At 49.3% G+C, this 25,467-nt stretch carries 28 protein-coding genes; 16 read left to right on the top strand and 12 right to left on the bottom strand.

Annotation, left to right across the window (positions count from 1 at the left end; translation table 11 throughout):
• The coding region (locus tag OSQ85_RS08685) for a hypothetical protein (RefSeq protein ID WP_265822477.1) at window positions 1–483 on the bottom strand (483 nt) is incomplete at its 3' end.
• Between the two features lie 317 nt (window positions 484–800).
• Here OSQ85_RS08685 and OSQ85_RS08680 point away from each other — a divergent pair.
• Genes OSQ85_RS08680 through OSQ85_RS08660 form a run of 5 tightly spaced genes read left to right on the top strand, consistent with a single transcriptional unit; the run spans window position 801 to window position 4,793 of the window.
• A complete protein-coding gene (locus tag OSQ85_RS08680) occupies window positions 801–1,229 on the top strand; it encodes a Fur family transcriptional regulator (protein ID WP_265822475.1) in 429 nt (142 codons plus the stop codon).
• Window positions 1,211–2,119, top strand: coding sequence for a metal ABC transporter solute-binding protein, Zn/Mn family (locus OSQ85_RS08675; RefSeq protein ID WP_265822474.1), 909 nt, complete (start codon window positions 1,211–1,213; stop codon window positions 2,117–2,119). Before OSQ85_RS08680 ends, OSQ85_RS08675 begins: the two co-directional genes overlap by 19 nt.
• Window positions 2,120–2,881, top strand: a complete 762-nt coding sequence (locus OSQ85_RS08670; RefSeq protein ID WP_265822473.1) for a metal ABC transporter ATP-binding protein — start codon at window positions 2,120–2,122, stop codon at window positions 2,879–2,881.
• Window positions 2,874–3,686 carry a metal ABC transporter permease gene (locus OSQ85_RS08665; RefSeq protein ID WP_407649348.1) on the top strand — a complete coding sequence of 271 codons (813 nt, stop codon included), beginning with the start codon at window positions 2,874–2,876 and terminating at the stop codon, window positions 3,684–3,686. Before OSQ85_RS08670 ends, OSQ85_RS08665 begins: the two co-directional genes overlap by 8 nt.
• Window positions 3,687–3,746: 60 nt before the next feature.
• Entirely contained in the window at window positions 3,747–4,793 is a 1,047-nt protein-coding gene (locus OSQ85_RS08660) for a glycosyltransferase family 9 protein (RefSeq protein WP_265822472.1), read from the top strand.
• Between the two features lie 10 nt (window positions 4,794–4,803).
• On the opposite strand, the gene OSQ85_RS08655 is transcribed toward OSQ85_RS08660, so the two are convergent.
• The 4 genes from OSQ85_RS08655 to fmt all read right to left on the bottom strand — a co-directional run bounded on the left by OSQ85_RS08655 (window position 4,804) and on the right by fmt (window position 8,435).
• Window positions 4,804–5,955, bottom strand: a complete 1,152-nt coding sequence (locus OSQ85_RS08655; RefSeq protein ID WP_265822471.1) for an RsmB/NOP family class I SAM-dependent RNA methyltransferase — start codon at window positions 5,953–5,955, stop codon at window positions 4,804–4,806.
• A 139-nt stretch (window positions 5,956–6,094) separates the two neighbouring features.
• Window positions 6,095–6,931: a zinc metalloprotease HtpX gene (gene htpX, locus OSQ85_RS08650; RefSeq protein ID WP_265822470.1), complete on the bottom strand. Its 837-nt coding sequence runs from the start codon at window positions 6,929–6,931 to the stop codon at window positions 6,095–6,097.
• Between the two features lie 45 nt (window positions 6,932–6,976).
• The gene (locus tag OSQ85_RS08645; protein ID WP_265822469.1) at window positions 6,977–7,522 is read right to left on the bottom strand and encodes a DUF116 domain-containing protein; all 546 of its coding nucleotides are present in this window, start codon (window positions 7,520–7,522) and stop codon (window positions 6,977–6,979) included.
• Window positions 7,515–8,435: a methionyl-tRNA formyltransferase gene (gene fmt / locus OSQ85_RS08640; RefSeq protein WP_265822467.1), complete on the bottom strand. Its 921-nt coding sequence runs from the start codon at window positions 8,433–8,435 to the stop codon at window positions 7,515–7,517. Before fmt ends, OSQ85_RS08645 begins: the two co-directional genes overlap by 8 nt.
• A gap of 190 nt (window positions 8,436–8,625) precedes the next feature.
• Here fmt and OSQ85_RS08635 point away from each other — a divergent pair, with 190 nt between their 5' ends.
• The 6 genes from OSQ85_RS08635 to OSQ85_RS08610 all read left to right on the top strand — a co-directional run bounded on the left by OSQ85_RS08635 (window position 8,626) and on the right by OSQ85_RS08610 (window position 13,639).
• Window positions 8,626–8,847, top strand: coding sequence for a 4Fe-4S dicluster domain-containing protein (locus OSQ85_RS08635; protein ID WP_265822465.1), 222 nt, complete (start codon window positions 8,626–8,628; stop codon window positions 8,845–8,847).
• A complete protein-coding gene (gene vorB / locus OSQ85_RS08630) occupies window positions 8,847–9,896 on the top strand; it encodes a 3-methyl-2-oxobutanoate dehydrogenase subunit VorB (RefSeq protein ID WP_265822464.1) in 1,050 nt (349 codons plus the stop codon). Before OSQ85_RS08635 ends, vorB begins: the two co-directional genes overlap by 1 nt.
• 4 nt (window positions 9,897–9,900) lie before the next feature.
• Window positions 9,901–10,650, top strand: coding sequence for a thiamine pyrophosphate-dependent enzyme (locus OSQ85_RS08625; protein WP_265822463.1), 750 nt, complete (start codon window positions 9,901–9,903; stop codon window positions 10,648–10,650).
• Complete coding sequence (locus OSQ85_RS08620; protein WP_265822461.1) at window positions 10,647–11,198, top strand: 2-oxoacid:acceptor oxidoreductase family protein; 552 nt, start codon at window positions 10,647–10,649, stop codon at window positions 11,196–11,198. The genes OSQ85_RS08625 and OSQ85_RS08620 overlap by 4 nt, the downstream gene beginning before the upstream one ends.
• Before the next feature lie 187 nt (window positions 11,199–11,385).
• Window positions 11,386–12,375, top strand: a complete 990-nt coding sequence (gene pta / locus OSQ85_RS08615) for a phosphate acetyltransferase (protein WP_265822459.1) — start codon at window positions 11,386–11,388, stop codon at window positions 12,373–12,375.
• A gap of 13 nt (window positions 12,376–12,388) precedes the next feature.
• Window positions 12,389–13,639, top strand: a complete 1,251-nt coding sequence (locus tag OSQ85_RS08610; protein WP_265822458.1) for an acetate kinase — start codon at window positions 12,389–12,391, stop codon at window positions 13,637–13,639.
• Window positions 13,640–13,957: 318 nt separating this feature from the next.
• Here OSQ85_RS08610 and OSQ85_RS08605 read toward each other — a convergent pair whose 3' ends face one another.
• The 5 genes from OSQ85_RS08605 to OSQ85_RS08585 all read right to left on the bottom strand — a co-directional run bounded on the left by OSQ85_RS08605 (window position 13,958) and on the right by OSQ85_RS08585 (window position 18,520).
• Window positions 13,958–14,623, bottom strand: coding sequence for a cytochrome c biogenesis protein (locus tag OSQ85_RS08605; RefSeq protein ID WP_265822456.1), 666 nt, complete (start codon window positions 14,621–14,623; stop codon window positions 13,958–13,960).
• A gap of 3 nt (window positions 14,624–14,626) precedes the next feature.
• A complete protein-coding gene (locus OSQ85_RS08600; RefSeq protein ID WP_265822454.1) occupies window positions 14,627–15,304 on the bottom strand; it encodes a heme exporter protein CcmB in 678 nt (225 codons plus the stop codon).
• A gap of 1 nt (window position 15,305) precedes the next feature.
• Window positions 15,306–16,013, bottom strand: a complete 708-nt coding sequence (locus OSQ85_RS08595; protein ID WP_265822453.1) for an ABC transporter ATP-binding protein — start codon at window positions 16,011–16,013, stop codon at window positions 15,306–15,308.
• Window positions 16,006–17,922, bottom strand: a complete 1,917-nt coding sequence (locus OSQ85_RS08590) for a heme lyase CcmF/NrfE family subunit (protein ID WP_265822481.1) — start codon at window positions 17,920–17,922, stop codon at window positions 16,006–16,008. Before OSQ85_RS08590 ends, OSQ85_RS08595 begins: the two co-directional genes overlap by 8 nt.
• Before the next feature lie 175 nt (window positions 17,923–18,097).
• Window positions 18,098–18,520 (bottom strand): cytochrome c maturation protein CcmE, encoded by a 423-nt coding sequence (locus OSQ85_RS08585; protein WP_265822452.1) that lies wholly within the window; start codon window positions 18,518–18,520, stop codon window positions 18,098–18,100.
• Between the two features lie 219 nt (window positions 18,521–18,739).
• On the opposite strand from OSQ85_RS08585, the gene OSQ85_RS08580 reads away from it, so the two are divergent.
• The 5 genes from OSQ85_RS08580 (at window position 18,740) to OSQ85_RS08560 (ending at window position 22,948) form a co-directional block, all read left to right on the top strand.
• Window positions 18,740–19,480 carry a cytochrome c biogenesis CcdA family protein gene (locus OSQ85_RS08580; protein ID WP_265822451.1) on the top strand — a complete coding sequence of 247 codons (741 nt, stop codon included), beginning with the start codon at window positions 18,740–18,742 and terminating at the stop codon, window positions 19,478–19,480.
• A gap of 144 nt (window positions 19,481–19,624) precedes the next feature.
• A complete protein-coding gene (locus tag OSQ85_RS08575) occupies window positions 19,625–20,374 on the top strand; it encodes a YebC/PmpR family DNA-binding transcriptional regulator (RefSeq protein ID WP_265822450.1) in 750 nt (249 codons plus the stop codon).
• Window positions 20,375–20,863 (top strand): crossover junction endodeoxyribonuclease RuvC, encoded by a 489-nt coding sequence (gene ruvC / locus OSQ85_RS08570; RefSeq protein WP_265822449.1) that lies wholly within the window; start codon window positions 20,375–20,377, stop codon window positions 20,861–20,863.
• Window positions 20,860–21,432 carry a Holliday junction branch migration protein RuvA gene (gene ruvA / locus OSQ85_RS08565; RefSeq protein WP_265822447.1) on the top strand — a complete coding sequence of 191 codons (573 nt, stop codon included), beginning with the start codon at window positions 20,860–20,862 and terminating at the stop codon, window positions 21,430–21,432. The genes ruvC and ruvA overlap by 4 nt, the downstream gene beginning before the upstream one ends.
• Before the next feature lie 208 nt (window positions 21,433–21,640).
• Window positions 21,641–22,948: a TrkH family potassium uptake protein gene (locus OSQ85_RS08560; protein ID WP_265822446.1), complete on the top strand. Its 1,308-nt coding sequence runs from the start codon at window positions 21,641–21,643 to the stop codon at window positions 22,946–22,948.
• Between the two features lie 47 nt (window positions 22,949–22,995).
• On the opposite strand, the gene OSQ85_RS08555 is transcribed toward OSQ85_RS08560, so the two are convergent.
• Together OSQ85_RS08555 and OSQ85_RS08550 are read right to left on the bottom strand one after the other, a co-directional pair.
• Window positions 22,996–23,247, bottom strand: a complete 252-nt coding sequence (locus OSQ85_RS08555; RefSeq protein ID WP_265822445.1) for a hypothetical protein — start codon at window positions 23,245–23,247, stop codon at window positions 22,996–22,998.
• Between the two features lie 9 nt (window positions 23,248–23,256).
• Window positions 23,257–25,368: an ATP-binding protein gene (locus OSQ85_RS08550; protein ID WP_265822444.1), complete on the bottom strand. Its 2,112-nt coding sequence runs from the start codon at window positions 25,366–25,368 to the stop codon at window positions 23,257–23,259.
• Window positions 25,369–25,467 lie beyond the last annotated feature (99 nt).

The raw sequence follows: 25,467 nt of genomic DNA, 5'->3' as shown, positions 1-25,467 counted from the left end.
TCCCCCTTTGCAAAGGGGGAAGTTGTTGTGTGCAAAAAGCAAGAACTGAGACTGCCACGTCGCTTTGCTCCTCGCAGTGACGTAAACTGCTGTCATTGCGAACCCTGAAAGGGTGAAGCAATCTCTGTTTTTATGATCCAAAATTTGCCATCCTTGGAAATTCTGGATACATGCCCGCAGTTTGCAGAGCAAATCCAGACTGGTGACAAACACATTAACTGACTTGTTCATATCTGTAAAAATTCCCCTCAGTCCCCCTTTGCAAAGGGGGAAGTTGTTGTGTGCAAAAAGCAAGAACTGAGACTGCCACGTCGCTTTGCTCCTCGCAGTGACGTAAACTGCTGTCATTGCGAACCCTGAAAGGGTGAAGCAATCTCTGTTTTTATGATCCAAAATTTGCCATCCTTGGAAATTCTGGATACATGCCCGCAGTTTGCAGAGCAAATCCAGACTGGTGACAAACACATTAACTGACTTGTTCATATCTGTAAAAATCCCCCTCTGTCCCCCTTTGCAAAGGGGGAAGTTGTTGTGTGCAAAAAGAAAAACACCCTCCTTTTGTAAAGGAGGGCGGGGGAGGATTTATACAAGTATAGACTTCTTCATTTCTAAAAAGACTTTGTCAACAAGCTGGTTTGCAGATCAAACCTTCGCTCCGCACGGCGAAACTCCATCCTTGGAGTTGCTGGCTTTTCCGGGTGTTTCCGCGGAACTGCAAACAGTGATGCTTGGTTCAATATAAATTCTTATCTTAATAAATCCGGCTTGCAAATCATTTGCAAAATGCTTATCGTTTGTTTATGTCAGTATGTGTAGCATCAGATCTGCTCAGATCAAAAAAACTTAAAATTACTGAAAGACGGGAGCTTATACTCTCTCTGATTCTTGCTGCGGAGCGTCCTGTCAGTGCAAAAGATTTGCATGAGATGGCAACAGAAAAGGGGAGCGTAGACCTCGTTACGGTGTACCGCGTGATTTCCCTCCTCCTTGAAAAGGGACTTATCAGGGAAATTACCGGTGATTCGGGAACCTCCTTCTATGAAAAAGCGTGCGAGCACAACCCTGTTCATCCCCACTTTCACTGCGGGGAGTGCGGACAGGTTTACTGCCTCGAACCGCTTACATTTGAGGAAGGGCTTATTTTAGGGCGTGTGGGCAAAGGGTTCCGCATCGCCTCTGTTTCGCTCGACATTAAAGGAGTATGTGAAAAATGCGCATCATTGCAATGATTACCGGACTTTTTATGCTGTTCTCGGCATCGGCCTTCGCCGCAGATTTTAAAGCGGCAGTGAGCATAATCCCCCAGAAATACCTTGCGGACAAGATAACAGGCGGCCGTTTCGAGACTATGGCTGTTGTGGGCAAGGGCTCAAACCCTCATAATTATGAACCTAAGCCTCAGCAGATGGTTTTTATATCAAAGGCTCAGGTATATTTCTCCATAGATCTCTCCTTTGAGGATGTGTGGCTTGAAAAACTCTTATCCGCTAATAAGAAGATAAAGCATGTGGACTGCGCTGACGCCGCCCACAGACAGCCGATTTCCGGCGAGATCATAGAAGACGACCATCACCACGGTGAAGAACACGGACACGGTGAAGAAGAGCACCATCACCATGACCACGGCGAACTTGACCCGCATATCTGGCTTTCTCCTGATAATATGAAAGTAATGGCGCGTCTCATGGCGAAAACCTTCTCAGAGATAGACCCCGCCGGAAAAAATGTTTATGATGCGAATCTCGCCTCTCTTCTCAGGGAGATAGATGAGACAGACGCCAAGATACGCACAAACCTGAAAAATGTGCCCAAGGATGCTCCCTTCATGGTTTTTCATCCGTCATGGGGATATTTCGCAAGCAAGTATAACCTCCGTCAGGTAGCTGTTGAGGTGGAAGGCAAGGAACCGAAGCCTGCTCAGCTTAAGGAACTCATAGGTTATGCTAAAGAGCGCGGAATAAGGGTTGTTTTTGTTCAGCCCCAGTTCTCCAAAAAGAGTGCGCAGGCAATAGCCGTTTCCATAAAGGGGGAGGTAGTCGAGATCGACCCTCTGGCATACGAGTGGAGCAGCAACCTTATTCATGTTTCAGAAGTTCTGGCAAAGGTGCTGAAAAAATAAATGAACGCAATTGAAATAACTGATTTACGATTTTCCTACGGTGAGAACCCCATTCTGACCGATGTCAGTCTCGCCCTCCCTGAGGGCGAGTTTCTTGCTGTCATAGGTCCCAACGGCGGGGGGAAATCCACCCTTCTTAAAATAATCCTCGGCATACTCCGTCAGGATTCGGGTGAGGTGCGCATATTCGGAAAAACAGTGAACGAGGCCGCAGGCCTTACCGGATATGTCCCACAGGATGTCTCCTCTAACAGAGGCTTCCCCATAACAGCCTTTCAGGTAGCCATGATGGGCAGAATGAGGCTTAAAGGGCGTTTTGCCCGCGCTGAAAAGGCGGATTACAGCAAGGTGCGCTCCGTTATGGAATATCTCGAAGTGGAGCATCTGGCAGGTTCCCCTGTGGATAACCTCTCCGGAGGACAGAGGCAGAGGGTGTATATAGCCCGCGCTCTTGCTATGGAGCCCAGAATGCTCTTTCTGGATGAGCCCACTTCCAGTGTTGACACCAAAGGGCAGAAGGATCTTTTCGACAGATTGCGGGAGCTCAATAAAACTATGACAATAGTGGTTGTGAGCCACGATTTAAGCATAATACCCAGATACGCCACAAGCGTAGCCTGCATAAACAATAAACTCCATTTTCACTCATCCCCGGAGGTAACTCCCGAAATGCTTCGCATGGCTTACGGCGGCACAGGGTGTGATGAGTGTGATTCACTCGGCATACCACAGGGTGTCCACGGAGGGCATATACATGCTTGACGCGCTCTCCTTCGGGTTCATGCAGAACGCTCTTCTCGCGGGTCTTTTTGCCTGTGTGGCATGCGGCGTTATCGGCACTCTGGTTGTGGTAAACCGCATAGTGTTTATCTCCGGCGGAATTGCCCATGCGGCTTACGGCGGCATAGGGCTTGCCTTTTTTCTTGGCATCTCACCTCTGCTCGGTGCTCTCGGCTTCTCCGTTGCGGTGGGTGTTCTGGTGGCGTTTATTTCCATGAGCAACAAAAAACGGGCAGATACGGTGATAGGTGTTGTCTGGTCGCTGGGGATGGCGATAGGGATCATTCTGACAGATCTCACACCCGGCTATAATGTTGACCTGATGAGCTATCTTTTCGGCAGCATACTGGCCGTGCCTCAGTCGGACATATGGCTGATGGCTGTGCTTGATATGGCTGTGGTGGTATTTATCGCCTTCTTTTTCAGGGACTTGCAGGCCATGAGCTTTGACGAGGACTTCGCAGTCTCCATCGGCGTTCCGGTCAGGCCGCTCTATTATCTGCTGATAATAATGGTGGCGCTCACAGTTGTCCTCGTCATAAGGGTTGTGGGGCTTATTCTGGTTATAGCGATGATAAGCATTCCTCCGTACATAGCGGAGCGTTACGTGAAGGATCTGCGGCTTATGATGCTCTCCTCCGTAGGGCTGAACCTTGCGTTCACCGTCACGGGGCTGTGGCTGTCATACACATTCAACCTCACCTCCGGAGCAGCGATAATAATGGTGGCATCCGCCGTGTTTTTCCTGTCCGAGTTTTTCGGCAGAATCAGGAGCAATCGGGGCTGAGTCTCTTTTCAAGTCATTATTTTATGTGTATATTCAGGTGATTTTGCAAAAGAGGTATGAATGTCCCTTGCCCTGAGAGTGCCCTTATCGTTTTTTCTCCCCAAGCCTGAGACTGTCCGCAGGGACAGAGTTCTCCTTGTCCGTGACGATGTCATAGGCGATCTGGTTGTTCCCACTTCCGCAGCAGTTTCATGGCTTAAGTCTCAGGGTTTTGACGTATTTCTCGTCTACAGGGAAAATCTTACCGATGCTGCGCGTCTTCTTCTGCCGGAGGACAGGCTTATTCCGTTTGATATCAGCCTTTACCGGAATAATCTTTCTTATCGTTACAGCCTGCTTAAAAGCATAAGGGAAAAAGGTTTCTCTGTCGCAATCGGTTCAACTATGCACTCAAGCGTTAATATGGACATAGTGCGTTGCAGCGGCGCAGCGGTGAAATGGGGCTACAAGCGGAACACTTCCCTTAAAGAGCTGAGCAAGTTCATCGGAGTAAAGTCTGTCTGTTCACTGCCGGTTATGACGGGCGGCAGATACACCTCCGTTCTGGAGCATGAGCAGCATTTTCAGGAGGGCATAGCCGGCCGCAGTGCGGAGAGCTTCGCCCCTGTTTTCAGCATCCCTGACAGTAAACCTCTGATAAAAGGGAGATACCTTCATTATATTTCGGATGCGGGCAATATGAGGCGGGCATTTCCGAAGGAACGTATTATTCCGGTTTTGGAAGAGCTTGCAGAAAAACTTGATGTGAAAGTGGTTATTACCGGTCTTCAGGAAGTTGAGGCCGGCGGTGAGCGTGTTGTCAACCTTTCCGGCAGGACATCGCTGAGTGAGGTGATAAATATTGTCTCCCACGCATCTTATGTAGTCGGAAATGAATCCGGTATAACACACATGGCTTGGATAATAGGAAAACCGACTGCGGTTTTCTATGGCGGCGGTCATTACGGACGCTTTCTTCCTGCGGGTAATTCCCTGCTTCTGACCAATAAACCTTCTGACTGTTTCTGCTGTGACTGGAAATGCATTTATAATGAAAAGCTTTTCCCCTGTGTCAATCTGCCTGATGACACTGTGCGGGAGCAGCTTGAGCATTTTTTTCTCCAATAAAGTCCGGTATCTATTTTTTCTCCAACACCGCAGCGAAGAAGCCGTCGCAGTTCGATTTTGACGGGTCGGACACAAAGTAGTCCCCCCTGATGAACTCATCCGGACAGGCAGGCTTCACCGCCCTGAAATTAGGGTATTCCGCAAGGAAAGCACCCACTATTTCCGTTGTCTCCTCCGGCTCGGTGGTGCATACACTGTAGATCAGCCTCCCCTTTTTCGCCAGAAGGGCTCCGGTTTTTATCAGCATTCTTCTCTGAACCGATGCCTTCTCCCTTATCTGTCTCTCGGTGCGTATCCAGCGTATCTCAGGGTGCTTGCGCATGGTTCCGATAGCCGTGCAGGGCGCGTCAAGGAGTATAAGGTCAAACGCCTCGTCTCCTTCCAGCTTCATTATATCGTTGTTTACCGGCTGAACATTCTCAAGGCCGAAGCGCTCCACATTTTCCTCAAGCACCTCAAAGCGTTTAGGGTTTATCTCAACTGCGAAAACCACTGCCTCAGGATAAGTCTTGCCCAGAATCAGCGTCTTGCCGCCCGGAGCCGCACAGCAGTCCAGAACAGACGCAGGGTCAAACCTGCCCGCCAGCGTGGGAACCATAGCGGAAGCCTTATCCATATAGTAGAGGTTTTCAGCCTCCTCGTCATATTCCTCAACCTCCGCCACGGAAAGGTCATCAGTATTAAGGGCGTAAAGCGGGGGAGCCTGATTATACGCCGCCATCATCTTTTCCGCCGCCGTATTGCCGTAGCGCTTGCGCCACCTTTCCGCAAGCCATGCAGGAAAATTATCACGCTCGACAGAGCCCGCCAGTATCTCGTCACGGTTAGCTATAACCTTGCGGAGAATGGCGTTTATGAAGCCGCGCTTGTTCTTGCCAACAAGGTTCACTGACTCATTCACAGCGGCGTAATCCGGCACATCGTTCATGTAAAGAAGCTGAGCCGCACCCATGACAAGCGCCGCCATCTGCTCCGGCGCGGGACGGAACTCCGTGAAACGCCCTATGGCCTTCTCTATGGTTCCCAGATTGCGGAATATCTCGAAATAAAGCTTGCGGTAAAACCTGCGCATAACCGCATCCTGAAAGTAATCTTCCCTGTACTTCTTCGAATAATAATCTGTCAGCAGACCGTACAGCCTGCCCCGCATCTTGTCGGACATATGTTTTCCTTGCTGTTTGATTTATGGTTTTAAGACAGGGTAATAAATTATTTAAACTTGAGAAACCCTTTTTTAACGAAAAAAAGGGTTTCTCATACTCTTCCCAAAAAACTGCTTTTGGTTTTATATTTTTTTAAAACTATCCCTGCATAGCTTCCAGTCTGGCTATGCGCTCCTCCACAGGGGGGTGGGTGGAGAAAAGGTTCATTGCCTGACGGGCGGAAAAGGGGTTCATTATAAACATATGGGCAGTTGCCGGCTGAGCGTCATCCATAGGTGCTGCCGCCACTCCGCCGGATATTTTGCGAAGTGCATTCGCAAGCGCTTTCGGTTTCCCGCAGAGCTTCGCCCCTCTGGCATCCGCTATGTATTCCCTTGATCTGGAAATAGCCATCTGTATCATCATCGCAGCTATGGGGGCAATTATCATCGCCGCAATCGCCGCAAAGGGGTTGCTGTTTTCGCCCTCACTGTTCCTTGAGCCGCCGAAGATCATGGCCCATTTCGCAGTGTTTGCTATCATCATTATAGCGCCCGCAAAGGTGGCTGCGATAGTGCCGATAAGTATGTCGCGCCCGTAGATATGCGCCAGCTCATGGGCGAGAACACCCTCAAGCTCATCATCATTAAGGAGGTCAACAATACCCGTAGTCACCGCAACAGCGGCGTTTTCGGGGTTTCTGCCTGTGGCGAAAGCGTTCGGTGCTGGGTTGTGGATAACGTAAACCTTGGGCATGGGTATGCCGCCCTTAGTGGTGAGATTACGCACAATGCGGTGGATGCCGGGGGCTTCCGTCTCATCCACTTCCACTGCTTTGTACATTTTCAGGACAATCTTGTCGCTGAACCAGTAGGAGAAGAAGTTCATCCCTATCGCAAAGATAAAGGCGAACATCATTCCGCCCCTTCCGCCGATGAGGCCTCCCACAAACATGAAAAGTACAGTGAGAAGCGCCATAAAGAATGCCGTTTTCATTGAGTTGCTCATTTTCTATACCTCGATTTTTATTATATCCGTTTTTTAAATGCCGCCCATCTGCCTCAGCACATTTTCAATATCATCCGCGCTTACACGGGTATTGCGGCAGGGACCGTCAGGGCGGCGGTTGCATATTCCTATTACCGGTATGGGGTATATGTCACTGATGCCGCTGATTAAGTCCCGCTCACAGGCAACGGCTGCAATAATTTGCGGTTTTGTGTCCTTAACGAGCCTTAAGGCGGACGAGCCGCCTGTAGCTATGTTTATTGATAAACTATATCTTTCTCCGGCGGATGCAAGCTTTTCTATATCACACCTGCCGCACCTCTCACACTTATAGATGTCAGAGGTAATTTTCAGTTCACAGTTTTCGTTTTGCAGGCAGTGAGGGAGAAGAATCAGCACCCGCTCCGGCGGCTTCGCCTTCACAATGCGCATTACGATGCGGTTGTTAAGCTCAATCAGCCTTGCAGAAACCCTGTCTCTGTCCGCTTTCATCAGCCTGCTAACGGCAATAGCCAGAGGAAAGAGCGCTTTTATCAGAAAAAGTCTTGCCAGTTTCTGCATTCGGGGGGAATCAGCCAAACGTCTTCCCTTCTTCCAGCCTGAACCCGCTGAGGAAATTTGCCGCAGGCATCCGCTTTTTGCCCTCCGCCTGAAGCTCCTTCACAATGAGTGCGCCCTTGCCGCAGGCAACTGAGAAGCTCTTCTTGGTAATGTCAAATATGGTTCCCGCGGGCTTGCCGCAGTTTTCCGCAGTATCCGCGGCGAAGAATTTGAACATCTGCCCGTCCAGCATGGAGTAAGCCACCGGCCATGGCTGAAAGCCCCGTATCATTCTCTCTATTTCCGCTGCGCTTTTGTTCCAGTCTATCAGCCCGTCCTCCTTCTTCATCATCGGCGCGTATGTATGCTCTGCGTCGTTCTGCTTTTCGGGAGTGATGGTGTCAAATTTATCTAAGGTTTCAATAAGCAGTTCCGCCCCTGTCACAGCGAGTTCCGCGAGGAGATCCTCGGTGGTTTTCCGTTCTATGGGTGTGACAGCCTTCATCAGCATATCCCCCGTGTCCAGCCCCACATCCATAAGCATGGCAGTAACGCCCGTGTCGGCTTCTCCGTTGACAATAGCCCAGTTCACCGGAGCAGCGCCCCTGTACTTGGGCAGGAGGGAGAAGTGGACGTTAATCGGCGCTTTCTTCGGGGATTTCAGCACACGCTCAGAGAGTATTTTTCCGTATGCCACAACCACGAGGAAGTCGGCCTCAAGGCTTTCCAGAAGGCTCATAAACTCCTCGTTGTTTTTGAGCTTTTCAGGCTGAACAACTTTTAAGCCGGCGCTCAGCGCATATTCCTTCACCGGGGTGGGCACAAGGGCGGAGCTTCTCCCTTTGGGTTTGTCGGGCTGGGTGACCACCAGCGGCACTTCGTGCCCTTTTTCCACTATAGCTTTAAGGGTAGGCACGGCTGTTTCCGGCGTTCCCATGAATATTATTTTCATCTGCGTCATCCTCTTAATATTGTCTCAAAAGCTTAATTTATCCGTTTTTGAGTGATGTTGTAAAGGGTATTTGCCGAGTTTTTTTATAAAAGCCCGGCGCAGTACGTTCTATTATCAGCCTATGTCCTTTTTTAAGTTGCATTATGTTTTTTTTTCATTAAAATTTTTCATTCACCTCGGAGGAAAAAATATGATTAAAGTTCTCATCAACGGGGAAAAATGCAAGGGCTGCGGTCTGTGTATTCAGGTCTGTCCGAAGAAGATTCTCCGTTTTTCCGACAATATAAACTCCATGGGCTACAGTATTATTATGTGTACGGATCAGGATGCGTGTATTCTCTGCAAAAGCTGCGCGCTTGTCTGTCCCGATGTGGTTTTCACCCTTCAGAAACAGGATTCAGGCGGTAAATAATGAACAAAAAAGTACTGATGAAGGGGAACGAAGCCATAGCCGAAGCCTCCGTAAGGGCAGGGCTCGCGGGCTATTTCGGCTATCCTATCACCCCCCAGAATGAATTTACGGCATACATGTCATACCACATGCCCGCCAGAGGCAGAGCCTTTGTTCAGGCGGAAAGCGAAGTGGCGGCAATAAACATGGTCTACGGCGCTGCCGCAACCGGATGCAGGGTAATGACATCCTCCTCAAGCCCCGGTATAGCACTTATGCAGGAAGCTATTTCCTACATGTGCGGAGCTGAGGTTCCCGCTGTTATCGTGAATATAATGCGCGGCGGCCCCGGTCTCGGTAACATCGGCCCCAGTCAGGGCGACTATGATCAGGCGACCAGAGGCGGCGGCAACGGCGACTACAAAATGGTTGTCTACGCTCCTTCCACAGTTCAGGAAGCGGTTGATCTCACCTATAATGCTTTTGATATTGCTGACAAATATAAAATTCCCGTCTTCATCCTCGGTGACGGCGCACTCGGCCAGATGGCGGAACCTGTTCTCCTCCCGGAGGAGAAGCCCGTGATGAAGGGTGATCAGGGTTGGGGCTTGGGCGGAGCAAAAGGCAGGGAACCCAGAGCGGTTATGTCACTCAGGCTTGCTGAGGGCCAGCTGAGAAAGCACAACTGGGATCTCGCCTCGAAGTTTGAAAGAATAGCCGAAGCAGAAACAAAATACGAACTGACAGATACGGATTATGATGTTCTTGTTGCGGCCTTCGGCACAGCGGCGAGGGTTGCTAAAACCGCAATCCGCCATCTGAGGGAGCAGGGCATAAAGGCCGCCCTTTTCCGCCCCGTAACCATATGCCCCTTTCCCTATGCTGCGCTTGCAGATGCGGCGAAAAAGGCGAAGAAGGTTCTCGTTACAGAGATGAACACAGGGCAGATGCTCTTTGATGTGAAGGTGGCTGTTGAGGGTGCGGTTCCGGTCGAGTTTATGGGCTGCCCCGGCGGGGAATCCTTCTCACCGGAGGAGATAGCCGCAAAAATAAAAGAGATGCAGGGGTAGACGGATGAGCATAGTTTTTCAGAAACCCGAAAGCCTTACTGATAAAACCACAATCTTCTGCCCCGGATGCAGCCACGGAATAATCCACAGGCTGGTGGGCGAGGTTCTGGACGAGCTTGAACTCCGCGAAACCACAGTGGGCGTTGCGCCTGTCGGGTGTGCGGTTCTTCTTTATGAATATTTCAGAACAGATATAGTGGAGGCTCCCCACGGAAGAGCGCCCGCCCTTGCCACAGGCATAAAAAGGGTGAGACCCGACCTCACCGTATTCAGCTATCAGGGTGACGGAGACCTCGCCTCCATAGGCATGGCGGAAATTATGCATGCCGCCAACAGGGGCGAGATGATAACAGTCATCTTCGTGAACAACGCCAATTACGGCATGACAGGCGGACAGATGGCTCCCACCACCCTGCCGGGACAGAGAACAACCACAACCCCAACAGGAAGGGACTGCGCCACCCACGGCTCACCTTTCAGAATGGCGGAGATAATGGGCGCTCTTGACCCTGTGGTTTACAGTGCCAGAGTGAGCGCAGCCACTCCCGCCAAGATAATGAAGGCGAAAAGAGCGATCAAGAAAGCCTTTCAGAACCAGAAGGAGAACAAGGGTTTCTCCTTCGTTGAAGTTCTTTCCACCTGCCCCACAAACTGGGGCATGACCCCCGCTGATGCGGTTCAGTTTGTGGAGAAGGATATGGAGGGCTATTATCCCCTTGGCGTGTTCAGGGATGCTGACGGGGGTGAGAAATGATTTTTGAAAGCGTAATGGCAGGCTTCGGCGGTCAGGGTATTCTCAGCGCCGGAATGATGCTCGCCCACATTGCCTCACACAAGGGGCTGAATGTCACATGGTTTCCCTCATACGGAGCGGAACAGAGGGGCGGAACAGCAAACTGCACTGTGGTTATCTCCGACCTTGAGATAGGCTCACCCATAGTAACCGCGCCCGCTTACGGGCTGATAATGAACATGCCCTCTTTCAATAAGTTTCAGCCTCGATTCCGCAAAGGTGCTAAAGCGGTGCTTGACACCTCCCTTGTTGACCCTTCGGCGGTGACAAGAACGGATGTTGAGTTCTACGGGCTGAACGCAGGGGACATTGCCCGCGATCTGGGGAATGTCAGGGTTGCCAACATGGTTATGATAGGCGGCCTTCTGGCTGTTTCCGGGCTCTTCACTCTGGAGGAGGCCGTTGCAGAGCTTCCCAATGCTCTCTCGAAGAAGCATCATGATCTGATACCTCTGAATGAACAGGCGCTGTCCAAAGGGTTCAGCGAGATTAAAAAAATAAACAAATAATTAAAAAGGGCGTCCTTCGGGACGCCCTGCCTGTTTTTGGAATAAAAATTAAACTAACCATAAAACTCTTTACAGTAAAGGGTTACGCAGTTGCTTAAGGGTTGCATAAGATTCATAAAATTTTCTATTGAGTTTTTTAATGTAATCCTCTAAAACAAAATACTTTTCTATTTTCGGAGGTTCTGATATGTCGCTTATGAATAAGTTCTGGGACATCGCCAAGTCCAGAAACAAGACGATTGTTTTGCCGGAAGGAACTGATGAAAGGACAATAGACGCCGCCAACGCCATAGTCGAAAACGGACTCGCCAAAGTTATAGTTCTCGGAGATGAGAAGGAAGTAAGGGGGCTCTTCGCACAGAAGGGCTACGCAGTGAAATGCGAAATCATCGACCCGAAAACCAGCAAATATCTTGAAGAATTTACAAACTATTATTACGAAAAGAGAAAATCCAAAGGGATGACAATGGAGGAAGCCTCCGAAAGCATGAAGGATGTGCTTTACTTCGGCTCCATGCTTGTGGAAAAGGGGATAGCAGACGGCGCAGTGACCGGAGCCTGTCACACAACGGGTGACGTTCTTAGAGCCGCCATCCGTGTTATCGGAACCAAAAAGGGGATGAGGACAGTTTCAAGCTGCTTCATCATGGTTACTCCCAAGCCCGAATTCGGCAAGGACGGCGCAGTTCTCTTTGCTGACTGTGCGGTTATCCCCAACCCTGACGCAAGAACGCTTGCTGAAATCGCCCTCGCCACAGCGGACAGCTGCAAAGCCTTCCTTGAGGTTGAACCGAAGGTGGCTATGCTCTCATTCTCCACAAAGGGGAGCGCTCAGCACGAAGATGTGGATAAGGTGACAGAAGCACTTAAAATAGCCAGAGAGCTTGCTCCGGAACTTGCCATTGACGGTGAACTTCAGGCGGATGCGGCGCTGCTTGCCTCTGTCGGTGCGAAAAAGGCTCCGGGAAGCAATGTGGCAGGACAGGCGAATGTCCTTGTTTTCCCCACTCTTGATGCAGGAAATATAGGCTACAAACTGGTGGAAAGAATTGCAGGCGCGGAAGCCATAGGCCCGGTTATTCAGGGGCTGGCAAAGCCTGTTAACGATCTCTCCAGAGGCTGTAAATACATGGATATAGTGAACGTTGCCGCCATTACGGCAGTTCAGGCTGATTAAGGAGGAAGTGCCGATGTTTATACTCGCTCTTAACTGCGGCAGTTCGTCCGCCAAGTACCAGCTTTATGACTGGGATAATAAGAAAGTTATCGCAAAAGGTGTTGTTGAGCGTGTCGGTATAGGTGACTCGTTCATAGTGCACGAAGTGGAAGGCAGGCCGACATACAGGGATGAATATGAGTGCCACGACCACGGAACTGCTGTGGAGCTCATAGTTAAGACCCTCACCGCCTCGGAAACCGGTGTTATCACCAATATGAAGGAGATCTCCGCTGTAGGGCACAGGGTTGTCCACGGCGGTGACAAGTTTAAGAGAAGCGTCAGGCTCGATGCGGATGTAATAAAAACCATAGAGGATGTTCAGCACCTCGCACCCCTTCACAACCCGCCCAACCTTGCGGGGATAAGGGCAGCATACGAGGTTCTGCCCGATGTGCCTCAGGTTGCTATTTTCGATACCGCTTTTCACCAGACAATGCCCGACTACGCATATATGTACGCAGTTCCCTATGAGTGGTATCAGGATTACGGCGTAAGGCGTTACGGATTCCACGGCACAAGCCACCTTTATGTCTCCAAGCGCGCGGCGGCTCTCCTCGGTAAAAACTCTAAAGACTGCAATATCATAACCATGCACATCGGCAACGGTGTTTCCCACACCGCCATCAAAAACGGCGTGTCCGTGGACACCTCCATGGGTCTCACACCCCTTGAGGGCGCAATAATGGGAACCAGATGCGGCGATCTCGATCCGGCCATCCCGCTTTTTATGCAGGGTCAGCTTGATATTGACTACCGCAAAATGGATGCAATCCTCAACAAAAAGTCCGGCATGCTGGGCATAAGCGGCAAATACACAGACAGAAGGGATATTCTCCAGTGTAACTTCCCGGACAGCAAGGACAGATGCCGTCTGGCAATTGATATGGAAGCCTACAGGCTCAAAAAATACATCGGCACATATTACGCGGTGCTCGGCAGGCTGGATGCGATCGTCTTCACCGCCGGAGTGGGCGAAAACGCCGGGATAATACGTCAGAAGGCTCTGGAAGGGCTTGAGGACATGGGTATTGTCGTGGATGAACAGAAAAACCTCACCACATTCTCCAAACACGGCGAGACTGAGATCTCCACTCCTGAGTCCAAGGTGAAGGTTTATGTGATCCCCACCAACGAGGAGCTTGTCTTTGTTGAGGACGTTGTGGCCATACTCAACGGAACCTACAAAGATCATACTGAGTATGAGTATTCATTTCTTAAATAGATAATCGCCGCACCTGCGTCCTGCGGTGCGGCTGAAACCGCTCGCGGACGGATAAACCGTCCTTCGCTCCGCACGGCGCAGTTCCATCCATGGAACTGTCATGGAACTGTTAAGACAATGCCGTGGTATTAAATAGCTGACGTATAATCGCCGCACCTGCGTTCTGCGGTGCGGCTTGTTCTCTTAAACTGTTCTGGTGTCATTGCGAACGAAGTGAAGCAATCTCTTACTGATATTGCCTGAGGTTTTCAGATCTGCTCAGAGTGATGCAGATGAACAGGACGTAAGCCTCCGGGAAAACGGAGGCTCATGTGTCTGCTAGGCTGCTCTTTCCAGAGCGTCGAATCTGCGTTTTGCCCTTGCGAGGCGAACTCTCTTAATCAGCAGGCTGAAATAGAGCAGAGTGAATATAAGGAGCGCGCACAGCATGGCGTGGAGCATCATGGGGTGAAGCCCGCCGCCCCCTTTCTGTACAACGTTGGGGTGTATGGTATTTTTCCAGATGCGGATAGAGAAGAAGACTATGGGTACGTCAATGAATCCGATTACACCCACAGCCGCAGCGAATCTCGCCCTTTTGCTGTCCTCGTCTATGAACTTTCTCAGCATTATGTAGCCGACGTAAATGAACCAGAGGATCGCCGTTGTGGTGAGTCTGGGATCCCATGTCCACCATGCGCCCCATGCCGCCTTGCCCCAGACGGGTCCGGTGGTGAGAACAATTGTGCAGAAAAGCAGACCTATCTCGGCGGAGCTTTCGGCAATATCGTCAAAGCGGAAGTCATCCTTAATCAGGTAAGCTATGCTGGCGCAGAAGGTTACGAAAAATGCGAAAAACGAAATCCATGCGGAAGCCACATGAAAGTAGAAAATCTTCTGATTAGGACCGAGTGATTTCGCCACAGGCGCGTAGATAAACGCCATATAAAGCCCGACAGGAACAAGGACAATAAGGGCTGCATCAAGAATTTTTTCTTTGCTCATAAGCTATTCCTCTACTATGAAGTCAAACACCGCAAACACGACTGCGGTGAAAATAATGTCAAAAACAAGGAGAATCTTAAGCCATGGATACGCCAGAGCGTGATCATGACCGAGAACGAAAATATTAAGACTCTGCACTGAGGCAAGAATTACCGGAACAAGTATCGGCAGAAGCAGAAGCGGAAGCATGACCTCCCTTGTTCTGGTGTTTACGGAAATGAGCGAGAACAGAGTTCCCAGAACGGCGAATCCGTATGTGCCGAGGAAGAAAACAGCAGCCGTCAGCGCTCCGCCTGCGAATACGTTTACGTTGTAAAGCACTGTGAAAATAGGGATAGTGATTATCTCCACCATAGCCATGAACGTGAAGTTGCTTATGACCTTGCCGAAAAAGACCGAACTGGGGTCAACGGGTGAGAGGAGAAGAGCCTGAAGGTTGCCCCCCTGAACCTCTGTCATCATGGATTTATTCAGCCCCAGAAGCCCCGCGAAAACAAAGCTCATCCACAATATGCCGCCTACAACCTCATTTTTCATATCGCTGCCGGGTTCAAATATGAAGCTGAAAACCACGACCACGAGGAGGGAGAAGACAAGCATGGAGTTAACCACTTCCTTAGACTTGAACTCCTCAAGAATATCTTTCCTGAAAATACAGAGAACAGTGTTGAAATAGCTCATTTCAGCTCACCGCCTGCATGTATATTTCCTCGAACTCCTTCTCCGGCACTTCTTCCTTCTTCTTATCCAGAGTGAATTTTCCGCCTTTGACAACGACAATCCTTGAGGCAAGCTCATAGCCTCTGGGGAGGTTGTGAGTGACCATCACAATGGTTTTTTTGAGGGAGAACTGTTCCTTGAGAATACCAGTGAGAACGAGGGATGCGTGCTGGTCAAGCCCTGTGTAGGGTTCATCCAGCAGTATAATATCGGGATCATGCATGAGCGCGCGGGCTATGGAAAGCCTTTGCAGCATGCCCCTTGAGAATGTTCTGACCCTGTCATGCTTTCTTGAAAGAAGCTCCACCCTTTTCAGGAGGAAATCCGCCCGTGCGGAAACATCCTTTATTCCGTAGAGCCTGCCGTAGAAGACAAGGTTTTCAAGCGCGCTGAGGTTTTCGTATAAAAAAGGCTGGTGAGAGATAACCCCGAAATGCTTTCTGAAATCATCCTTCATTTTCTTTATGGGCGTGCCTTTAAAAAAAATATCACCCTCACTCGGTTTAGTGAGGGTGGAAAGGATTTTCAGAAGGGTTGACTTGCCCGCGCCGTTTGGCCCGAACACGGACATAAAGTCCCCTTCGGCAAGTTCAAAGGTCACACCTTTAAGTGCTTCGGTGTGACCGTATCTCTTTTTAACATTATCCAGCCTGAAAATTGGTTCAGGCATTTTTTCTCCTGCCGGTAACAGTGTAGAAAGCGCCGATGCACATAATACCGCAGCCAATCCACAGCCACACGAGAAGAGGCTCGTAAACCACCTGAATCCCTATGTAGTTTTCAGGTTTGGAGTAGCTGGCGAGTATGAAGTAAAGATCGCCTTTCAGTTTGGAGTAGATAGCAACTTCCGCCCATGCTTCCTCGCGTTTTTCGTAGAAGCGTCTTTCCGGTGCGACAGTTACTATCTTCTTACCGTTTTCTGTTACTGTAACAGGAGCGTAGACAGATGTAAAGTTCTGACCCTGATTTACTGTGAGTTCGCCCACCTGCATTTCATAATTGCCGAAGGTGAAGCTTTCTCCCGGTGCTACCACATGCTCATCCTTGATGTTGTAGAAGGATGAGGCGATGATTCCGTAAGCCATGATAACAACGCCGATGTGAACCAGAAGGCCGCCGTAGTGCCTGCGCTGGGTAAGCACAACTTTGGGGCCGTTGTTTTTTATGGAGATTGCTATTCTTGTTATTATGGTAGCGAGTGAAAGGGTTGTCACCCCAGTGAGTATAAGGGGTATGGGGAGGGTGTAGCCCTTCACATACATGATTACCATTGAGGCAAGCGCCGCAATGACTCCGGGGATGATCTTTTTATAGAAGCTTTCACCTATCTCCTTACCGTACTGAGCCATGGGAGCAAGACCCGCAAAAAGCAGTATCAGTATAAAGAAAGGTGTGGAAACCTTGTTAAAGTAAGGGATGTTAACCGTAAGCTTGTTGCCCACAACCCCGAAAACGCCCATTACAGCATAATAAGCCTGAGAGATAAGGGGCATTGTTGTTCCCACGAGGACAACAACCATAAGACCGAGGAAAAGCCAGTTAGCGATAAAAAACATGCCTTCCCTGGAGGAGAAGTGGAAGTCTTTCTCTTCGGGGTCTTTGTAAAGTTTGATGTTGCTGAAGAGAACAATGGCGTATGCGATTGTGGAGACGATCATGAACACCACAAAGAAAGCGCCGAGGCTTGACTTTCCGAAGGAGTGAACAGAATCTATAACGCCGCTTCTCGTGAGGAAGGTTCCGAATATGCAGAGGATAAAGGATGTCATAAGGAGCGTGTGCGTCCATATTTTCAGCTTGTTTCTCTGCTCATATATGAGAGCGGAGTGGAGGTAAGCCGTTCCTGTTATCCACGGAAGGAGTGATGCGTTTTCAACAGGATCCCATGCCCAGTAGCCGCCCCAGCCGAGTTCAACATAAGCCCACTGGCCGCCGAGAACTATGCCTATTGTGAGGAAAACCCATGTGAATATAGCCCAGCCTCTGCTCTCTTTAACCCATAGGTTGGAGCCGTCGCCAGTCATCATGGATGCTATTGCGTGTCCGAGAGGCACGGTAAAGCCCGCATAACCGAGGAAAAGGGTAGGCGGATGGTAAATCATGCCGGGGTTCTGGAGAAGGGGGTTCATGCCCACGCCGTCCTGAGGAGTGAAGCCAAGCTCCGCAAAGGGGTTGGTCACAAAACAGGTAAGAATCAGGAAGAAGGAAGACGAAACGCTTATTACAAAGAGAACAGAGCTCTTGTATCTTGAATCGGAGTTCCTGAGCCTTACCATCTCAACTATGGCGAAAAGAACAAGAAGAAGCGCCCAGAAAAGGAGCGAACCGGCCTGACCGGCCCAGAAGGCGCTGAGTTTGTATGCCATGGGCAGCGCAAGGTCTGTGTACTGCGCGACATACTCAATTTTGAAGTTGCTTGTGACGAGTGCCAGAAGCAGAATAAGAGAGGCAACGCTTATTGCCGCAGTCTGTGCGATGAGGAAATATCCTCCGATTTTATCGTAAATTTTGTTTTCGCTTCTCATCCCTGTTAAGTAGAAGTAAGAAGCACCCGCGCCTGTTATCAGCGCAAGGAGCATAAACAAAAATCCTGCTCCGCCCACTGTTCACCTCGAAAATTTAAGATTTGCAAAACATCACCGCAGGTTTCAGCCGCATGGACAAAACCCGACTGCGTAATAAACTTTGCATAGTATACTAAGTTGATAAGGATTTGTATAAAAAGTTCTCTAAAGGATGCTTAATTTGTAAAAATTATCCTTTAGCGGCCTCTTCCTCAGGGTCTACCTCATATTTTGAGGGGCATTTGGTCAGAAGAGTTTTGGCAATAAACTTTTTGTTTTCAATATCATAGTTGCCTTCGATTATGACGTGGATCTCCTCTTTGAAGGTGTCGGGTATTATGCCTTTGTAATCAACGGTCATGACCGCTCCGCCCTCTTCAACATCCACAATATCGAAGACCAGGTGTCTTTCCTTTGTGTTTTTGGTGATAGTTCCGGCGATGACCTCACCGCTGACGCGCATACCTTTCTGGTTAAGTTTTTCAGGGTTGTGAAGAACTTCGCCTACTGTAAGATAGTAAACACCTTCCGATTTGAAGCCGCTGAAAAGCATGAATGAAATGGCAATGACAACGACCGCCGTGGCAACGAGAAACTTCTTGTTTTTGTTCATTGGCTGACTCCGTAATGTCCTGACTTTGGTTTATAATGTACATAAAAGGACAGTTGATCAAGGAAAAAGTTTAGTAAAAAATATAAACAAACTCAAGTTTTAAAGGGATTCTGATTATTGCTTTAACGTAATATCTGAATATAATATTGATTTTCTGCGGAACATTTCCGTCTCCCGTATGTCTTTACCTGTGAAAAAAATGAGTATAAGGTAGTGATTATGAATGAAATAGGATTTATTACGGCGTTTACTGCGGGTGTGCTCTCCTTTCTGTCACCTTGTGTGCTTCCGCTTCTGCCTGCTTATCTGTCTTTTATATCCGGCGAAACCATAGACACCCTCACATCCGGCGAATCAAAAAAAGCCAGAGTGAAGGCGGTTCTCGGTGCTGTCTGTTTCGGGCTGGGTTTTCTCCTTGTGTTTGTTATTCTGGGAGCCGGAGCAACCGCCGTGGGCAAGGCGCTCGCCCAGCATAAAATAATCCTTGGGCGCATAGCCGGGGTGCTTATAGTGATCCTCGGTCTGCATATGTCAGGTATTTTCCGCATAAACAGGCTTCTTGTACAGAAGAAGTGGAATTATCAGCGTAAATCCGGTGCGCCGTTTCTTATTCAGGCGTTTTTCCTTGGCGTGGCGCTCGTTCTCGGCTGGTCGCCCTGTCTGGGGCCTGTGATTGCGGCTATATTTGCCATGGCCTCCCAGCAGGAAACGGTCGGGCAGGGGATAGGGCTCCTTGTCACCTACGGCTTGGGTTTGTGGATACCTTTTCTGCTTGCCGCCCTCGCGGTCGGCCATGTTATCTCCGGTATGAGAAAGGCGGGCAGAGTGGTGATAGTTGTGGAGAAAATATCGGGAGCGCTTCTTATAGTAATCGGCCTTCTTATGGCCACAAACAGCATGGTGATTATGAGCGCCTATCTTGTAAGATGGTTTCCGATCCTCGGCAGCATAAACTTTTAGGCGCTTTCTGGCGATTTTATCCTTTTTTTGGAACTGAATTTATAATATTATATTCTGCTTTTTTCGGTCTGCCCGTTTTTATGCGGGTGTGCGAAGCGGTCTGAAAGATTAAAAATCTTATATTTATAAAGGAGCATTTTCAGTATGGCAGGACATAGTAAGTGGGCGAATATTAAACACAGAAAAGCGGCTCAGGATGCAAAAAAAGGCAAGGTCTTCACCAAAGTTGCCCGTGAAATCACGGTTGCGGCAAAGGAAGGGGGCGGAGATGCCGACATGAACCCCCGCCTGAGGCTGGCGCTTGATAAGGCAAGAGCCGTGAACCTGCCAAAGGACAATGTTGACAGAGCAATCAAAAAAGGCACGGGCGAAGGCAATGAGGCCGCATACGAGGATGTGACATACGAAGGTTACGGCCCCGGCGGTGTGGCTATTCTTGTCAAAACCCTTACAGATAACAGAAACAGGACAGTAGCCGAAGTGCGCAGCACCATGACGAAAAAAGGCGGCAGCATGGGCGAGGCCGGATGTGTTGCGTGGATTTTCGAGCAGAAAGGCATACTTGAAATATCCAAAACCAAGGCGGATGAGGACAAACTTCTGGAAGAAGCCCTCGAAGCCGGAGCAGAGGATGTTGTTGATGACGGCGATGTTTTCTCCGTTCAGTGCGCTTATGCCGACTTTATGGATGTAAAAACCGAGCTTGAAAAGAAGGGATATGCATTCGAGTTCGCGGAAATCACCATGAAGCCCAAGAACAGCGTTCCCGTCAGTGTTGAGGACCTGCGCAAAATCATGACCATTACCGATGCCCTTGAGGATCTGGATGATGTTCAGGAAGTTTACTCAAACTTTGAGGCTGACGACGAAGTTATGTCCCAGCTTGAGGACTAGTTGTCCCGGATAGTTATAGGGATAGACCCCGGTCTTAACTGCACAGGCGTTGGCATTGTACGGGCCTGGCCGGGCAAGGTGGAGCATGTTTTTCACGGTGTGCTCCGCACCGACAGTAAAAGAGAACTGCCCGAACGTCTCGGTGTCATATGCGCCGGACTGAGAGATATAATAGCGGAATACAGGCCGGAACTGTCCGCGGTTGAGGATGTTTTCCAGTCGGTAAATATAAAGAGCGCCATGCTTCTGGGGCAGACAAGGGGCGCTATAATTGCCACTCTGCTCTCCTGCGGGATGCCCGTGAGCGAATATACGGCGCTTCAGGTGAAGAAATCCGTTGTGGGCTACGGCAAGGCGGATAAGGAGCAGGTGCGCCACATGGTGGAGGTTCTGCTCGGCATTAAGATGGGCAAAACCCCGCTGGACGCATCGGATGCGCTGGCTGTGGCTGTGTGTCTGGGACTTGATATAACCGGGAGGCGGTATTGATCTACAGAGTTAAGGGCGAACTGCTGGAAAAACACCCGGATTTCGCAGTGATAGACACGGGAGCGGTTGCTTTCCGTGTGGGGATCTCCATGCAGAGTTTCGCTTCCCTGCCTGACATAGGGGAGAAGGCCTCTCTTTATACACTGATGAATGTCCGTGAGGACGACATAAGCCTGTTCGGTTTTGTCACCCTTGAGGAGAAAAAACTGTTCATCCTCCTCACTTCAATAAGTAAGGTGGGGCCTAAGATGGCGCTTGCCATCCTTTCCGGGCTTGATGTTAAGTCATTTGAGAAGGCTGTTGTCTCCGGGGATGTGGTGAAGATTAAGGGTATTCCCGGCATAGGGCTGAAAACGGCTGAGAGGATTATATTAGAGCTTAAGGATAAATTTGATCTCGTGTTCAAAACAGAGGCCAAGCCTGATGACAACTCGGAAGATGTGGTGAGCGCCCTGTGCAACCTCGGCTACTCAAGAAAGGATGCCGAAAACGCCGTCCGCGCCTCATACTCCGGTGACTGCTCATTTGAGGAAAACCTCAAGAAAGCTCTCAGGGGGCTTTCGGGGTAGCTTAACCTATTTGTATATAAGTGTTTAATATTATTTGTATTGACTTGCGGAGGTGAGAGGAATATAAACTCCGCATGCAAACTGTCGGATGTTCACATAAGAACACAGTAGTTTCAGATCTAAAAGCGGTACTTACTCCGCAAATATCATCAATCTTTCACACTCTTTTTCAGGAAAAAATTCAGCCTTAGAAATTTCAGGAGAATGTATGCGATTTGTATCGGGATTGAAGCCTTTTCAGTTTCTTGTACTGGGATTTTTATCCTATGTTATTATCGGAACAGCCTTTTTGTCCCTTCCGATCTCTCAGGTAACTGACGTAAAAGTAATAGACAATCTTTTTAATGTTACATCTGCCGTTTCCACAACAGGGTTGAGCACTGTCAGCGTATCGGATTCGTATACGCTTTTCGGACAGATAGTTATTCTGGTCTTATTCCAGCTTGGGGGAATAGGCTATATGACCCTGACTTCGTTTATCATACTCGCCAGAGGCAGGCAGCTTTCAAATGTGAGAAACGGAATACTGGGGACTGAGTTCAGCCTCCCTTCGGAGTTTAAAATCCACAGCTTTATTTTTCAGGTTGCAGTTTTTACACTGATAATTGAGTTTATCGGAACTCTGATCCTGTTTCTGGAGTTCAGGGCATCAGGTGTGGAGTCTCCGCTGTGGATGGCTTTATTTCATGCAGTGTCCGCATTCACCACTTCGGGTTTCAGCACTTTCAGCAACAGCATGGAGAGTTTTAAGGACAACTGGGTGATATGTGTAACGGTAGGTTCACTCTGCTATATGGGCTCGATAGGGTTTATTGTTCTGCATGATGCGTTTCTGGCGGTAAAGAGCAGAGCTTACAGGGTAACCTTCACATCAAAGGTTATTCTGGTGCTTACAGCACTGATCTTCTTCGTGTGTGTGCCTCTTTTTTATCTGTCCGAACCTTCGCTGAGAAACGCCGGATTCTCAGAAGGAATTCTTATTTCGTCTTTTCAGGTTATGACCGCCTCAACAACAGCCGGGTTTAACACCGTGCCTATCGGCAATCTTGCCCCTGCCTCTCTTACTCTTCTGATTATAGCTATGGTAATCGGAGCGTCGCCGAGCGGCACCGGAGGGGGGATAAAAACAACATCAGTATCCTCGTGCATAGGTATAGTGATGAGTATCTTAAGGGGCAGAAGCACCGTAACCTTTTTCGGACATTCAATTCCCGATATAAGACTTATGACTGCGGTTGCTTCCGTATCGATTTATATTGGAGTGCTTGCTGCGGGAGTTTTCACGCTGAGCATGGCGGAGGAGCAGGAATATATTAAGCTTGTGTTTGAGGCAGCCTCAGCATTGGGCACAGTAGGACTCAGCATGGGCATAACCGGTGAACTGGGAAATACGGGGAAAATCATTGTAACGCTTCTTATGTTTTTGGGAAGGGTCGGGCCGCTTACTGTGGGGCTTTCTCTTTTCCATTCGGGCAAAGAGTTGGGGAAAAACAAGAAAAGTGATTTGGCAGTCTAGTTTTAACGTCTCTTCCGTTGCTGAACACAGCGGAAGAGACTGCAGTCTTATTCCACTCTTTTTCCGGTTTCCGAATCTATAAGATGCAGGTCGCCGTTTGTTATGCCGATGCCCACTTCAAGGCAGCTGTAAACGAACTCTTCAAAGCTCATTCCGTTTACTTCGCAAGCCTGATTGATTTCGTCCATAAACTCTTTCTCCATGGCAAAAGCCATGCTCACCATATTCTCTTCATCAATTTCGTGGTCATGGTCGTGGCTGCCGCAGCCGCCGCTTCCGCATCCGCATTTGTCGCTCATGTTTTCTCCTTATATGAATCCGGTGAAATTATCTATCGTTCCGGTTAATGAGTCAATATCGAACTCTTTTGCATCTTTTGCAAGTTTTTCTGCCCAGTTTTTCAATTCTTTTATATTTTCCCTTTCGGCAAGGGAAAGAGCAAGTGCGGCGAAGTTTTCCATGTCGCTTATTACGAACCTGCGTGAGATCATCTGCCATCTATCATAGAGTTCGCTGCGGATAATTTTGCGCTGCTCTTCCGTTATATTCGCTGAAGGCTGGGGCGCTTCCTCTTCGGCCCGGTTCTCCTCACTGTGTTTAAGAAAGACCTTGAGTGCGTCGGTAAGTTCTGATGAAATTATGGGTTTTTTCACATATGCCGAGCAGCCGGAAGCGAATGCCTCCTCCACTCTGTCACTGAGTACATCCGCGGAAACGGCTATGAGCGGTATATGCGCTGTGGTCTGGTCGCTTTTAAAAAGCTTAGCCGCGGCGTAGCCGTCCGTTCCGGGCATTTTCATATCCAGAAGAACTGCATCCGGCAGATGCGCAGCCGCTTTTACGTATGCATCCCGCCCGTTTTCCGCCTCGATAAATGTAAAAGGATGATCTTTCAGCATCAGGCGGATCAGGAAACGGTTCTGCGGGCTGTCGTCCGCCACCAGTATAAGAGCCGGTTCAAAAGTCACTGTTCCCTTGGCTGCGGTTTTTTGCAGAGGCGCATCACATATTCTCACATCTCTGAACTTCACTGTGAAGAGCGAGCCACTGCCTTTCGTACTGGATACGGCAATCGTGCCGTTCATTGCTTCCGTGAGTTTTTTCGTTATGGCAAGCCCCAGCCCTGTGCCGCCGTATCTGGCGTGATCCTGCCCCTGCTGCTGTGCAAAGTTTTCGAATATGGTTTCAAGCTGACTTTCGTCAATACCCATGCCGCTGTCCTCCACCGTTATGATGACGGAACAGAGCCTGTCTCCTGTTTTTTCCTCACGGCACGAGAGCCTGATAAAGCCGGATTCTGTGAACTTCACGGCATTTCCCACCAGATTAAAGAGTATCTGCCGCAGTCTGATTCCGTCAAAAAGGATCTGCCCGCTGCATCCGCCAGTATTGAGAATGAGCTTAAGCCCCTTCTGCCCTGCTGTCTCGGAGAAGATTTTGACCGTTTCGTCAACAACGGAGCCTATGTTAAGCGGTGTGGGGTTGATGTCTATTTTGCCCGACTCTATTTTGGAAAGATCAAGCAGGTCGTTGATAAGTTTCATAAGGGTTTCGCCGCTGTCTCTGATGGAACTGAGGAGGCTGGCGTGTTCAGGCTCCCTTATGTCCCTGCCGAGTATTTCCGCAAAACCGAGGATGATATTCATGGGTGTGCGTATTTCATGGCTGATGTTGGCCAGAAACTCGCTTTTTGCTCTGTTGGCTGCATCCGCCGCTTCCTTGGCGGCTTTCAGTTCCTCTGTTCTGCTGACTTTCAGCAGGTTGTCGTGGTAGCGGGCAAAGAGGATATTAAGTGATTCTGTTAGTACGCCGAGCTCATCCTTGGCATGCCTTTCAGAAATATTAATGCTGTATATGGACTGGTTTGAGGGGTCTGCTCCGGCGAGCTTTTCGGCTATCTTCTGAATCTGCCGCACAAGGGTGAGGTGAAACGAAACAGCATAAAGCAGCGACAGAACAGCGGTGACAATGAATGTGCTTATGATTACCGTTCCGGCATGGGCGGCAAAGTCCTCTGAAATGCTTCGTATGTTGGGGTATATTTCGGCGTAGCCTGCATAGTGCCAGTTTTTGCCGTAGATCAGAGGGAAGCGGAAGGAGGTCTGCCCTGTGTACATATCTTCAAGGAACCTGATGGGGTATCCGGCTTCCGTGCTCCGTGCCTCGCTTATGGCTAGTATTTCATTTTTATCATTTACAAGGCTGACTTTTTTTACTATCCCCACTTCCACAAGGCCGTCTGTTATGCCCTGAGCGAGGCTTCTGTTTCCGGTGACAAGGGCATGCCCCGCCGTATGGGACATCATGGCGGTTATTTTTTCCAGACGCTCCTTCACACCTGCCTGTTCTTTCCTGAAATCGAACCAGAGCAGAACTATACTGAGCAGAAGCCCAAGGGTGAAGGCAATAAAAAAAGTCATCTTAGCCTGCTTATAAGGCAGACTTTGGGCAAATTTAACTTTCATAGCACATGATCAGGCAGAATCAGCAAATTATCAATATAAAAGTGTATGTTAAAG

The organism is Geovibrio ferrireducens (genome assembly GCF_026226615.1).
Lineage (GTDB): Bacteria > Chrysiogenota > Deferribacteres > Deferribacterales > Geovibrionaceae > Geovibrio > Geovibrio ferrireducens.
The sequence above is the reverse complement of the archived record's forward strand: the minus strand, read 5'-3'. Positions and strand labels throughout refer to the sequence as shown.